13 protein-coding genes and 2 pseudogenes are annotated in these 12,008 nt (G+C 43.4%); 2 read left to right on the top strand and 13 right to left on the bottom strand.

Translation table 11 applies throughout. The features are described from left to right. The 4 genes and pseudogenes from SCRDD08_RS03720 to typA form a co-directional block, all read right to left on the bottom strand. Positions 1 to 358: glycosyltransferase (locus SCRDD08_RS03720; RefSeq protein WP_196756167.1), on the bottom strand; the 358-nt coding region annotated here is incomplete at its 3' end. A gap of 1 nt (position 359) precedes the next feature. Beyond that, positions 360 to 1,711 (bottom strand): annotated as a pseudogene (gene murD, locus SCRDD08_RS03715) (UDP-N-acetylmuramoyl-L-alanine--D-glutamate ligase). Positions 1,712 to 2,098: 387 nt separating this feature from the next. Further along, entirely contained in the window at positions 2,099 to 2,365 is a 267-nt protein-coding gene (locus SCRDD08_RS03710; RefSeq protein ID WP_045499076.1) for a DUF3165 family protein, read from the bottom strand. A gap of 34 nt (positions 2,366 to 2,399) precedes the next feature. Then, positions 2,400 to 4,247 (bottom strand): translational GTPase TypA, encoded by a 1,848-nt coding sequence (typA, locus tag SCRDD08_RS03705; protein ID WP_061422490.1) that lies wholly within the window; start codon positions 4,245 to 4,247, stop codon positions 2,400 to 2,402. A 193-nt stretch (positions 4,248 to 4,440) separates the two neighbouring features. Here typA and SCRDD08_RS03700 point away from each other — a divergent pair, with 193 nt between their 5' ends. Beyond that, on the top strand, positions 4,441 to 5,166 hold the full coding sequence (locus tag SCRDD08_RS03700) for a pseudouridine synthase (RefSeq protein ID WP_061422489.1): 726 nt from the start codon (positions 4,441 to 4,443) through the stop codon (positions 5,164 to 5,166). Positions 5,167 to 5,201: 35 nt separating this feature from the next. On the opposite strand, the pseudogene SCRDD08_RS11830 reads toward SCRDD08_RS03700, so the two are convergent. The 4 genes and pseudogenes from SCRDD08_RS11830 to SCRDD08_RS03685 all read right to left on the bottom strand — a co-directional run. Beyond that, a pseudogene (locus tag SCRDD08_RS11830) lies at positions 5,202 to 5,348 on the bottom strand (DUF4190 domain-containing protein); the annotation flags it as partial. 39 nt (positions 5,349 to 5,387) lie between these two features. Beyond that, positions 5,388 to 5,768 (bottom strand): rhodanese-like domain-containing protein, encoded by a 381-nt coding sequence (locus SCRDD08_RS03695; protein ID WP_048764043.1) that lies wholly within the window; start codon positions 5,766 to 5,768, stop codon positions 5,388 to 5,390. 1 nt (position 5,769) lies between these two features. Further along, positions 5,770 to 5,988, bottom strand: a complete 219-nt coding sequence (locus SCRDD08_RS03690) for a YqgQ family protein (protein ID WP_005590812.1) — start codon at positions 5,986 to 5,988, stop codon at positions 5,770 to 5,772. Between the two features lie 380 nt (positions 5,989 to 6,368). Continuing rightward, positions 6,369 to 6,884: a Dps family protein gene (locus SCRDD08_RS03685; protein WP_061422488.1), complete on the bottom strand. Its 516-nt coding sequence runs from the start codon at positions 6,882 to 6,884 to the stop codon at positions 6,369 to 6,371. Positions 6,885 to 7,049: 165 nt separating this feature from the next. On the opposite strand from SCRDD08_RS03685, the gene SCRDD08_RS03680 reads away from it, so the two are divergent. Continuing rightward, entirely contained in the window at positions 7,050 to 7,712 is a 663-nt protein-coding gene (locus tag SCRDD08_RS03680; protein WP_061422487.1) for a prepilin peptidase, read from the top strand. Here the strand turns inward: SCRDD08_RS03680 and trpA are convergent. The 5 genes from trpA to trpD are packed head-to-tail and all read right to left on the bottom strand — an operon-like array spanning position 7,681 to position 12,008. Further along, on the bottom strand, positions 7,681 to 8,460 hold the full coding sequence (gene trpA / locus SCRDD08_RS03675) for a tryptophan synthase subunit alpha (RefSeq protein WP_061422486.1): 780 nt from the start codon (positions 8,458 to 8,460) through the stop codon (positions 7,681 to 7,683). The genes SCRDD08_RS03680 and trpA overlap by 32 nt on opposite strands. Then, a complete protein-coding gene (gene trpB, locus SCRDD08_RS03670) occupies positions 8,453 to 9,676 on the bottom strand; it encodes a tryptophan synthase subunit beta (RefSeq protein ID WP_061422485.1) in 1,224 nt (407 codons plus the stop codon). Before trpB ends, trpA begins: the two co-directional genes overlap by 8 nt. Then, positions 9,666 to 10,253 carry a phosphoribosylanthranilate isomerase gene (locus SCRDD08_RS03665; protein ID WP_061422484.1) on the bottom strand — a complete coding sequence of 196 codons (588 nt, stop codon included), beginning with the start codon at positions 10,251 to 10,253 and terminating at the stop codon, positions 9,666 to 9,668. Before SCRDD08_RS03665 ends, trpB begins: the two co-directional genes overlap by 11 nt. Beyond that, on the bottom strand, positions 10,240 to 11,007 hold the full coding sequence (gene trpC, locus SCRDD08_RS03660; RefSeq protein WP_061422483.1) for an indole-3-glycerol phosphate synthase TrpC: 768 nt from the start codon (positions 11,005 to 11,007) through the stop codon (positions 10,240 to 10,242). The genes SCRDD08_RS03665 and trpC overlap by 14 nt, the downstream gene beginning before the upstream one ends. Further along, entirely contained in the window at positions 11,004 to 12,008 is a 1,005-nt protein-coding gene (gene trpD / locus SCRDD08_RS03655) for an anthranilate phosphoribosyltransferase (protein ID WP_061422482.1), read from the bottom strand. Before trpD ends, trpC begins: the two co-directional genes overlap by 4 nt.

Raw genomic sequence — 12,008 nt, 5'->3', positions numbered from 1 at the left:
AGACTGGAACGCCTGTCACCTTCGCCGCAATCACTGGCGGAACAGACACAAAGCCTCCTTTTGAAAATAGGGCTTTGGGACGGACTTTTAACATGACACCCAGCGACTGGAGGATGCCGCCTGCCACTTTAAAAACATCCCAAAGATTCTGCCAAGAAAAATAGCGACGGAGCTTGCCAGTTGCAATCGAATGGAAAACAACAGGTAGACCTGATTTCTGAATTTCCTTGTACTCAATCCCATGGCGGTCACCGATATAATGGACTTCCCAGCCCTCTTCGATAAATTTAGGCATCAGCAAAAGATTGAGGGTCACATGGCCAACTGTCCCTCCACCTGTAAATACTATTTTTTTCATTCTATCCCTTTAATTCTTTAAACACGGCAAGGAATTCATCGCCCCGCACTTCAAAATTCTTATACATATCCCAGCTAGCATTGGCTGGACTGAGAAGGACAACATCCCCAGACTCCGCCACAGAAAAGGCTTTGCGAGTAGCATCTCTGACATCTGAAGCGTCCAGATAGCTTACTTCTGCCTGATCCGCAGCCCGCTTAACACGCGCAGCCGATTCTCCTAAAATCACCATTTTTTCAAGCCCTTGATATCTGGCACCAATTCATCAAATTCATTGCCACGATCCAAACCACCAGCAATCAGAATGACCTTACTATTGTCAAAGCCTGACAAAGCTTTTTGGGTCGCTAAAATATTAGTTGATTTACTATCATTGTAAAATTTGACTTGATGGATTTCGCCCACATACTGGAGACGATGCTTGACACCACCAAAATGAGCCAGAGTTTCTTTAATAACTTGATTGTCAATCCCGCGAAGTTTGGCTACTGCAATGGTTGCTAGAGCATTTTCTACATTGTGGCTACCAGGCACGCCTAGTTCAGAAGCTTTCATAATGGCTTCCCCACGGAAAGTCAGCACATCGCCGTCCAAGTAAGCTCCATCGACCTTTTCTTTAGTTGAAAAAGGAAGCACTTTGGCAGCCGTCTTCTTAGCTAATTCTTTTGCCAAATCTTGATTGAAATTCAACACGACATAGTCAGAAGCTGTCATATTTTTTTGGATATTCCACTTGGCTGCCACATATTCTTCAAAAGAGCCGTGATAGTCCAGATGCGTCGGCATCAGATTTGTAATGACCGCTATTTCTGGATGGAAGGTTTCGATTCCCATTAGTTGGAAAGAAGAAAGTTCCATGACCAATGTGTCTGTTTCACCCGCATCTTGGGCAACTTGACTAGCTGGAAATCCGATATTCCCTGACAAGAGACCATTTTGTCCGCCTGCTGTTAGCACTTCTGCAATCATGGTTGTGGTAGTGGTTTTTCCATTGGAGCCAGTAATCCCGATAATCGGTGCATCCGAAATCAGATAAGCCAGCTCGACTTCAGTAATAACAGGAATCTTCTTTTCCAAAGCCCTCATAACCATAGGATTATTGTAAGGAATGCCCGGATTTTTCACCATCCATTCAAAATCTTCATCCAATAACTCCAATGGATGACCACCAGTTATGACCTTAATTCCTTCTTCTAGCAAAGATTGGGCAGCTGGATTTTCCTCGAAAGGCTTGCCATCATTGACCGTCACAATCGCTCCAAGCTTATCCAAAAGGCGGGCAGCTGACTCCCCTGATTTAGCTAAACCCAACACCAAAACTTTCCTATTGGCAAATTTTGAAATAGTCTTCATCATGTACCTCTTCATTCATACTACCTTCTATTTTACCTTTTTTTGCGAAAATAAAAAAGTCATATCAGGCTTTTATTTTAACTGTTATCAGCTTTTAATAAATAAGAAGAAATATTATTCTATTGAAATCTTCGGAAAACATGTTTATATAAGTAAAAACTATCCAAAACATTTAATTACCAGTGCCTTACCAAACCTGACCTACTCACTGATTATCAACAGCATTCAAAAGAATTAGGCTCTCGCTAAACGAAAAAACATCGGTATCTGTATTATCTTTCTACTCAGTCAAAACCATCATCGAAGAATCTCGCTTTAGATAAACAAAAGGAATTAGGCTACCGAAAGTCTACACGACCTTTGGAAGCCTAATTCCTTCCTTATAGTTTATGAGTTTAAAGTTTCTTTTGATTTCTGAGATGGTACTAGACGCTCGATATCCATCAAGGCCCACACTGTAATAATAATCAAAAAGATACTCACAAATAATTCTCCAGGCAATTTAAAAATTTGAAAAATGGCCAAAGCAAGCAAAATGATCAAGGCAACCAGCAAAAGTACGAATGTCAAGACATTCAACGTCCCCTTTATACTAGTTGGAATGGCAAATACATAGAAAAGCAGGATTAATATTCCAATAATCAGGTAAATCATGCCGCTCCTTTCTACCACTAGTCAACTCAATGATTTATTCTGCTGCTTGTTTTTTCTTATTTTTATTAGCTTTTTCGCGTTCTTGCTTGTTCAAGATTTGTTTACGCAAACGGATAGATTCAGGTGTTACTTCCATGTACTCATCGTCGTTCAAGAACTCGAGTGACTCTTCAAGGGTCAAGATACGAGGGGTCTTGATAACAGCTGTTTGATCCTTAGTAGCTGAACGAACGTTAGTCATTTGTTTGGCCTTAGTAATGTTAACTGTCAAGTCGTTTTCACGAGAGTTTTCACCGATGATCATTCCTTCGTAAACCTCAGTACCTGGGTTGACAAAGATTGTACCACGTTCTTCTATAGACATGATTGAGTAGGTTGTTGCCTTACCAGCATCGATGGAAACAAGGGCACCACGGTGACGACCACCAATTTCATCTGGGATGAGTGGCAAGTATTGGTCGAAGGTATGGTTCATGATACCGTAACCACGAGTCATTGACAAGAACTCAGTTGAGTAACCGATCAAACCACGCGCTGGAACGAGGAAGACCAAACGAGTTTGACCATTACCAGTTGAAATCATATCCAACATTTCACCTTTACGTTCAGAAAGGCTTTGGATAACTGAACCTTGGTATTCTTCTGGAGTATCGATTTGAACACGTTCAAATGGCTCACATTTGACACCGTCGATTTCTTTTACGATAACTTCTGGACGAGATACTTGAAGTTCATATCCCTCACGACGCATGGTTTCGATCAGGATTGACAAGTGCAATTCTCCACGTCCTGAAACAGTCCATTTATCTGGTGAATCCGTTGGATCCACACGAAGGGAAACGTCTGTTTGCAATTCTGCTTGCAAGCGTTCTTCCACCTTACGAGAAGTCACCCATTTACCTTCCTTACCAGCAAATGGTGAATTGTTGACCAAGAAGGTCATTTGAAGTGTTGGTTCATCGATGTGTAGGATTGGAAGAGCTTCAACTGCATCTGTCGGAGTAATAGTTTCACCGACAAAGATATCTTCCATACCGGAAACGGCAATCAAATCACCCGCTTTGGCTTCTTGGATTTCACGACGTTCCAAACCAAAGAAACCGAAGAGTTTTGTAACACGGAAGTTCTTTGTTGTACCATCTAGTTTAGAAAGGGTAACTTGGTCCCCAACCTTAACAGTACCACGGAAGACACGACCGATACCGATACGTCCAACGAAGTCATTGTAGTCCAAAAGTGACACTTGGAACTGCAAAGGCTCATCTGAGTTATCTACTGGAGCTGGGATATGGTCGATAATGGTATCAAAGATTGGTGCCATTGTTTTTTCTTGATCAGCTGGATCGTCAGAAAGTGAAGAAGTTCCGTTGATAGCTGAAGCATAAACAACTGGGAAATCAAGCTGGTCATCATCTGCACCAAGCTCAATGAAGAGTTCCAATACTTCGTCCACTACTTCTGCTGGGCGAGCTGATGGTTTATCGATTTTGTTAACCACAACGATAGGTACAAGATCTTGTTCCAAGGCTTTTTTCAATACGAAACGAGTTTGTGGCATAGTTCCTTCGTAGGCATCTACAACCAAAACAACCCCGTCAACCATTTTCATGATACGTTCAACTTCTCCACCGAAGTCCGCGTGTCCTGGTGTGTCCATGATATTGATACGAGTTCCGTTGTAAGCAACGGCTGTATTTTTAGCAAGAATGGTAATTCCACGCTCTTTTTCAATATCGTTTGAATCCATAGCACGCTCTGCCAACTCTGTACGAGCATCAAGAGTTTCAGACTGTTTCAATAATTCGTCAACGAGGGTTGTTTTCCCATGGTCAACGTGGGCGATAATCGCAATGTTACGGATATCTTCTCTTAATTTTGTCATGATTTCCTCTAAATCTTATTATTTATTTCCAACTAAAAATTATAACACAGTTTTTTCCAAAAAACACGGGCTAACCAAGTGTAAATGTTTTCATAGGCAAATCGTAAACTGTAGCTATTTTTGCAATTTTACTTCCGAAAGAGTATGATAAAAGGAGAAAAAGAATCGATCCAAACCTTTGAAAGGAAAACGCATGCGCCTTGATAAATTCTTAGCCCTCGCTAAGATTAGCCGGAAAGAGATGAAACAAAAACTGCGACTAAGGCAAATTGTAATTGACGGTCAAGCAGCTCGCTCCCTCAGTCAAAATGTCGATAGTGGCCTCCAGTCCATTAGCCTAGCTGGTAAACCTTTAAACCACCTAGCCCACCATTATTTTCTGATGAACAAGCCCGCTGGTGCTGTCACTGCCAGTTCTGACGCAGACAAGATGACTGTCCTAGATCTAATTGCCCCAGAAGATTATAACGACCATCTTTACGCCATCGGCCGTTTGGATCGCGACACACGTGGCCTGCTCCTGGTTACAGATAATGGACCACTGGGATTTCAACTCCTCCATCCACAATACCATATCGCAAAGACCTACTATGTCGAAGTCAACGGCCCTCTTGACCAAGAAGCCATAGTTACTTTTCAGCGAGGAATTGTTTTTCTGGATGGCACTCGTTGCAAGCCCGCTCAACTTCAAATTCACACGACTAGCTTCGAGCACTCCACCGCCTCAGTTACCATTTCTGAAGGAAAATTTCATCAGGTCAAGAAAATGTTTCTAGCAGTTGGTGTCAAGGTCACCTATCTCAAACGCACTCATTTCGGCGATTTTCAGCTGGATCTCAATCTAGCAGAAGGCAGCTATCGACCGCTGAATCCTTCCGAACTCGAGATTATCAGAGGCTATTTGGAACAAACTTGGTAAAACAAAAAGGCTTATTCAAGCCTTTTTATTATTTATTACACAAATCCATTCATAGTCAGAAGAATTCCTGCAATCCAGTTGATGACAGAAATAACAATACCGACGATATTAAGAATTCTTTCTGTTTTATAATCTAATTGAGTTTCTTTTTGATGAGAATTGCCCAAAACCAGACCAATTAAATTATAAGTAGTTAGCTTTGTATATATTTCTACAAAGAATCAACTTGTCTTTACCTTACCGCTCCAAGAATCAAGACCGTAAGACAGGATATAAATATCGTTAAAACCTTGCTTCTTCAAGTAGATTGCCGCATTGGTCACACGTTGCCCACGGCTATTTTCATAAAGAAGAACTGGTTTGTCTTTGCGAAGCGCATTGATACTAGACTTGAGCTGTTGGGACGGAATATTGCGCGCCCCCAAGATATGCTTGCGATGGAAATCCGATGGATCACGCAAGTCAATCAATTGCCCTTGACGAATCAAGCCTTCAAACTCACTATTATCTACTACCTTAGCTGCACGACGAATACGGAAATAATTGAAGCCCATCCAAGCCAACATTCCCAGCAAGATTGCCCATAAAGTCCAAATTCCCATTCTAGTTTCTCCCTTTATCTTCTAAATACTTCAACTCTACTTGATGTTCTCTGCGAAGAACCGCCTCAGCCTCCAGATAATCAAGCTTATCCATCAGGCCAGCATCGTAAATCCGCTCCAGCTCAATTTTCATCATCTCAATATCATAAAGACGCTTGCCCATATAGATAATGATCCCGAAATTTTTAAGAAATTGCTGCACATCATAGAGTGTTTTCATGAGCTATATTTTATCAGATTTTAGCAAAGTTTTCAAGATGACAAAACAGAAAAGACAGCCAAAAAGGCTGCCTTTTCAGGAGATTATTATGAAAAAGAAAAGTTTAGGAGTTCTATCAAACAAAGTTAGGAGGTCTTCATTTGATAATCTTAGTATAAGGGAAGAAGCTTAAACAATCCTTAAGAAAAAACAGAGAGTGGGACAGAAATCGGTAATTGGTTAGAATTCGATTTCGTCGTCCCACCTCCGCACAGTTGAGTAGGGCTGTAAAAGCTGATGAAATCAGCGTAGTAGAGCCCACTCAACCACTGCGTCTTGCTCGACAATCCAAAGACAATTGAGAGGCTAGGACTTTTGTCCCAGCCTCTTTAAACATCATTTTACAAACCTGGTGTTTGGCCAAGCTCAGCTGTCAACATCCAGATCGTCTTTTCAAGGTCTGCCTTAGCACCAACGAAGATATCATTGGTTACATCGTCGCCTTCTTCATCTGTCACATCCAGAGCTTCTTGGTAAAGATCTGTCAGATAACGGAAAATTTCAATCACGCGCTCCAAGCTTTCTTCAACATTCTTGCTGAATTCGCCAGCCTTTTCTTCAATTTTGCTGTGTTGAATAAACTCTGTCAGAGTTGAATAAGGCTTGCCACCTAAAGTAATCAAGCGTTCGCTGACTTCATCCAAGGTTTCATCAATTGTATCCATGTATTCGTCCATTTTTGGATGCCATACCATGAAGCCTGCACCACGCATATACCAGTGAACTTGGTGAAGAGCGATACGAGCTGTATAAAGATCTGAAACTACTTGGTTGAGAACTGCTTTTGTTTTTGGTAAAGAATTTTGGTTAGTGAAAGTTGCTACATCTGCTGCAGCGCCATGTTTTACTTGAGTCATAATGATACCTCTCTTTTTATTTATAATCATTCTAATCTTTATTGATTATGTTTTAATTATAATGCTTCTAATTAAGAAAGTCAAGTATTAAAACTCAAAATTTTACTTTATTAGAAAAGTTGTAAAATTTCAGATTTTTCTACTCAAAATCACGAATAAACAAGTATGATTCATCTATACTTTTTTCTAGTCGGAACGGTTTTGGCCTCATTTCTAGGCTTAGTTATTGACCGCTTCCCAGAACAATCCATCATCTCACCAAGCAGCCACTGTGACAACTGCAAGCAGATACTCAGAGCACGGGATTTGGTCCCTATCCTGTCTCAGTTGCTTAATGGTTTCCGGTGTCGTTTCTGCAAGATTCGTCTTTCTGTCTGGTATGCTGCTTTTGAGTTAGTGCTGGGTTTACTTTTTCTAAGCTGGAGCTTAGGCTATCTTTCGCTAGCCCAGCTCTTACTGCTAACGATGGGCTTGACCCTAGCTATCTACGATCAGCGTGAGCAAGAATACCCTCTCCTAATCTGGCTGATTTTTCAGTTCTTGCTGATGGCTACAGCAGGTATCAATCCGCTCATGCTCTTCTTTTTAGCCCTAGGACTTCTGGCCTTCTTTTTTAATCTTCACATCGGAGCTGGAGATTTTCTCTTTCTTGCTTCCTGCTCAGCCATTTTCAGCCTGACAGAAATTTTCATTCTCATCCAAATCGCTAGCTTCTCTGGCCTCGCTTGTTATTGTTTTAAAAAGAAAAAAGACAGGCTAGCATTTGTACCCTGTCTTATGTTTGGTGTGGTGGTTCTTATTTCTTATAAGCTGCTGCTTCTTGGATAAAGGATGCTATGCTGGCGTCCTTTTCATGAAGAGCTTTGACAATCTTAGATCCGACAATGACTCCGTCTGAGACTTGATTAAAGCGGTCAACATCCTCTAAAGTTGAAACACCAAAACCCGTCAGCACTGGAATCTCTGCAATATCATGGAGTTTGCTCAAATGCTGGTCCAAATCATTGCGGTAACTTCCGCTCTTACCCGTCACACCATTGATAGCTACAGCGTAGATAAAACCTTCTGCCTCCTTAATCAACTCCTGCTGACGTTCTAAGCCAGTCGTCAGGCTCACTAAAGGAATAAGAGCAAGATCTGAATCTTCCAGTAAAGGCAAGATGAAATTTCTGTGCTCGTAGGGCAAATCCGGAATAATCAATCCTTTAACCGACGTCCTAGCCAAATCCTTGATAAAATCTTTGAGACCGTACTGGAAGATAGGATTGAAGTAGGTCATGATGATGAGAGGCAGCTGAGTGTCCAGCTTCTGCAAGTTTGCGATTAAAGACTTGGCCGACGTATCATGACCCAGACTTCTCAGACCGGCTTCTTCAATAACTGGCCCATCTGCAACAGGGTCTGAAAATGGCAGGCCGATTTCAATGGCTGACACACCCAAGTTTTCCAAAAATGCGATAGTTTCTGCTAATCCTGCTAAACCTTTCTCGTGATCACCAGCCATGATGTATGGAAGAAAAATTCCCTTTCCTGCTTTTTTGATGGCTTCTAAATGCTGAGTGAGTGTTTTAGTCATGGGCACCTCCTTTTTGAGCCGCTTCTCTTTCCAAGCGTTCCTTTACCTGAACGACATCCTTGTCACCACGGCCGGATAGGCAGACAATCATTGATTTATCTGGCCCCAACTCCTTAGCCAGCTTAACTGCGTAAGCAATAGCGTGGCTAGACTCTAGAGCAGGGATAATTCCTTCAATGCGAGACAGGAGCTGGAAGGCTTCCAAGGCTTCTTCATCTGTGACTGGCACATAAGTGGCGCGTTTGATAGCATTAAAATGAGAATGTTCAGGACCGATGCCCGGATAGTCTAGCCCGGCAGAGATAGAGAAAGCTTCCAGAATCTGGCCTTGCTCATCCTGCAAGACATCCATCAAGGCACCGTGCAAAACACCTGGTCGGCCCTTGGTTAAGGTCGCAGCGTGTTCATCTGTATCCACGCCCCGCCCAGCCGCTTCTGTTCCATACATGGCCACTGTGCTATCGTCTACAAAGGGATAAAAGAGCCCAATAGCATTGGAACCACCGCCGACACAAGCCACTAAAGCATCTGGCAAGGAACCTGCATTTTGCTCAGCAAATTGGCGCTTGGCCTCACGACCAATCACGCTCTGATAGTCGCGGACAATCTCTGGGAAAGGATGGGGTCCCAAGGCTGAGCCCATAATATAGTGAGTATCATCGACCTGTGCCACCCAAGCTCGCAAGGCAGCGTTGACTGCATCCTTGAGGACTCGAGAGCCATCGGTCACTGACTCCACCTTAGCTCCCAGAAGTTCCATCCGAAAGACATTAAGGGCTTGTCGCTTGACATCTTCTTCTCCCATGTAGATAGTACAGTCCATGTTGAAAAGGGCTGCAGCTGTGGCGGTAGCCACTCCATGCTGACCTGCACCAGTCTCTGCAATAATTTTCTTCTTGCCCATTCGCTTGGCTAATAGGACCTGGCCTAGGGCATTATTGATTTTATGAGCACCTGTATGGTTGAGGTCTTCCCGCTTTAGATAAATCTTAGCACCGCCAGCATAGGCTGTCAGATTTTTAGCAAAATAGAGAGGATTCTCCCGCCCTACATACTGCTTCAGCAACTCGTCCAGCTCAGCCTGAAAGGCTGGGTCTTTTTTACTCTTACGGTAGGCTTTTTCCAATTCCAAAACTGCTGTCATCAGTGTTTCAGGAACAAAGCGCCCACCAAACTCACCGTAAAATCCTTCTTGATTGGGTTGATTATATGCCATGTTTCACTCTTTCTATAAATTCTTTTATCTTTTCTAAGTCCTTCTGGCCGTCAGTCTCAACACCGCTTGAGACATCAACTGCGTAAGGAGCGAAGTGCTGAATCGCTTCTCGGACATTTCCTGCATTCAAACCACCGGCGATAAAGAAGGGCTGGTGGATTTGACCTTTATTAAAAGCTTGCCAGTCAAAGGTCTGACCACTACCGGCAAGAGGGGCATCAAAGAGCAGGTAGTCCGCTTGTTGGCTGACTCCTTTTAACGCACCCTTGACCTGATAAGCTCGAATAACCGGTCGGCCAACCTGAGTCAGGAGCTCTTCATTAAAATCGCCATGAATCTGCACCAAATCGAGATTTGCCTCTGAAATAGCTTCCTGCAGCTCTGCCAAGCTCGGAGAGACAAAAACTCCTACCTTTCGGACAGCAGGCGGCACCAAGGCAGCTAGCTTCTGAGCTTGCTCCAAACTAACCCTCCGACGGCTCTCAGCAAAGACAAAGCCAATGTAATCTGCACCAGCCTGGCATGCCGTTTCCACAGCGCTGGCCGTTGATAAGCCGCAAATCTTAACCTTTGTCAATTTTCAGCTCCTTAATCTTTTCTGCCACATTCTCAGCTTGCATCAGGGCTGTTCCGACTAAAACCGCATGGAAATAAGGAGCTACTAGCTCAGCATCTTCCTTGCTGAAAAGAGCGGACTCTGATACGTAAACCCTGTCATCTTTGAAATGGGCAGATAGCTGAAGACTTGTATTGATATCTGTCTCAAAAGTGACTAGATTGCGGTTATTGACACCAATTATCCGAGCTCCTATTCTATGGGCAATTTCCAGCTCCGCCAGATTATGGGTTTCGACCAAAACTTCCAAGCCTATACCCGTCGCAAAATCATAGAGTTCTTGCAGCCGCTTTTCAGACAAGGCAGCCACAATCAGAAGAATAACTGTCGCTCCGGCATTACGAGCGCGAACAATCTGCTTCTCATCAATGATAAAGTCCTTATTGAGGGTTGGAATGGTCACTTGACTGGAAATCTCTCTCAGGTAATCCAGATGTCCTTTGAAGAAAATCTCATCTGTCAGGACCGAAATCATAGCTGCACCGCATCGTTCATAAGTGCGGGCTTGCTCCACAATATCCACACCGAGATTAATATCTCCCAGACTGGGGCTGGCTTTTTTGACCTCAGCAATCAGCTGCAGCTCTTGAGGGTGGTTTTTGAGATACTCATAGAGGGAATAGGTCGAGCGCAGAGGTTGCAGCTCTTCATAAGATATGGCCGCCACTTCCTGCTCTTTTTGCTTTAGAATGGTCGGGAGAAATTCTTTGCTCATTTTTGATACTCCTGTAGTTGCTTGAGTTTTTCATATGCTGCTCCGCTAGCAATCACTTGGCGAGCCAAAGCTATTCCATCTTCTATGCTTTCTGTTTTCCCATTAGCAAAGAAGCCTAGACCTGCATTCAGAACTGTCATTTCCAGATAAGGGCTGGCTTGATTTTGCAGGACAGATACCAGAATATCTGCATTTTCTTTGGCATTACCTCCACGAATTGCTTCAAGAGGAATTTCTTCCATGCCAATGTCTGACGGTAGAAAGCTGTGCAGGCTGATCTCCCCATCTGCCAGCAAAGCGTACTGGGTACGACCATGAAGACCGGCCTCGTCCAGGCCATCTGGACCCGACACGACCACTGCGCGTTTGCGCCCCATGTTTTTCAAAACCTCTGCCGTACTCTCTAGCATATCCGGTCGACTGGTGCCCAAAAGCTGGGTTTCCAGACTCATGGGATGGATGAGCGGACCAGTTAGGTTCATGATAGTGGGAACACCTAGACTGAGACGAGCTGGCATGATATATTTCATAGCTGGATGAAGGTTCTTAGCAAAAAGAAAGACTATCCCCGTCTGATCAAAGACCTTACCCAAGCTGGCTGTATCCATGTTTAGGTTAATCCCTAAAGCTTCTAAAACATCAGCCGAACCTGATTTAGAGGTAATGGATCGATTGCCGTGCTTAGCCATCTTGATCCCACCACCTGCTAATACGAAGGCCGCTGTGGTCGAAACATTGAAACTAAATGATCTGTCACCACCAGTTCCACAATTGTCCATGGCTGTGCGAATTTTTGTAGGGATCTGCGGAGTATGGCCTCGCATAGCCTGAGCCAAAGCCGTCCGTTCCTCTACTGTTTCCCCTTTCATCTTGAGAGCCAGCAAAAAGGCTGCAATTTGTGTTTCCGTTACTCTTCTAGTAACGATGCGTTCTAGCACATCTGACACTTCGGAGCTGCTTAAATCCTTAAAATCTGCTAGTTTTGCAATAATTTCTTTCAT

The organism is Streptococcus cristatus, from assembly GCF_001578775.1.
GTDB classification, from domain to species: domain Bacteria; phylum Bacillota; class Bacilli; order Lactobacillales; family Streptococcaceae; genus Streptococcus; species Streptococcus cristatus_A.
This window is presented reverse-complemented; position numbering and strand designations above follow the sequence as displayed.

What these genes read in the sequence shown, in the direction of transcription:
- SCRDD08_RS03710 (WP_045499076.1), bottom strand. Translation starts at nt 2,365, where the DNA reads ATGATTTACCTGATTATTGGAATATTAATCCTGCTTTTCTATGTATTT.
- SCRDD08_RS03680 (WP_061422487.1), top strand. Translation starts at nt 7,050, where the DNA reads ATGATTCATCTATACTTTTTTCTAGTCGGAACGGTTTTGGCCTCATTT.
- SCRDD08_RS03685 (WP_061422488.1), bottom strand. Translation starts at nt 6,884, where the DNA reads ATGACTCAAGTAAAACATGGCGCTGCAGCAGATGTAGCAACTTTCACT.
- typA (WP_061422490.1), bottom strand. Translation starts at nt 4,247, where the DNA reads ATGACAAAATTAAGAGAAGATATCCGTAACATTGCGATTATCGCCCAC.
- trpA (WP_061422486.1), bottom strand. Translation starts at nt 8,460, where the DNA reads ATGACTAAAACACTCACTCAGCATTTAGAAGCCATCAAAAAAGCAGGA.
- SCRDD08_RS03700 (WP_061422489.1), top strand. Translation starts at nt 4,441, where the DNA reads ATGCGCCTTGATAAATTCTTAGCCCTCGCTAAGATTAGCCGGAAAGAG.
- trpB (WP_061422485.1), bottom strand. Translation starts at nt 9,676, where the DNA reads ATGGCATATAATCAACCCAATCAAGAAGGATTTTACGGTGAGTTTGGT.
- trpC (WP_061422483.1), bottom strand. Translation starts at nt 11,007, where the DNA reads ATGAGCAAAGAATTTCTCCCGACCATTCTAAAGCAAAAAGAGCAGGAA.
- SCRDD08_RS03690 (WP_005590812.1), bottom strand. Translation starts at nt 5,988, where the DNA reads ATGAAAACACTCTATGATGTGCAGCAATTTCTTAAAAATTTCGGGATC.
- trpD (WP_061422482.1), bottom strand. Translation starts at nt 12,008, where the DNA reads ATGAAAGAAATTATTGCAAAACTAGCAGATTTTAAGGATTTAAGCAGC.
- SCRDD08_RS03695 (WP_048764043.1), bottom strand. Translation starts at nt 5,768, where the DNA reads ATGGGAATTTGGACTTTATGGGCAATCTTGCTGGGAATGTTGGCTTGG.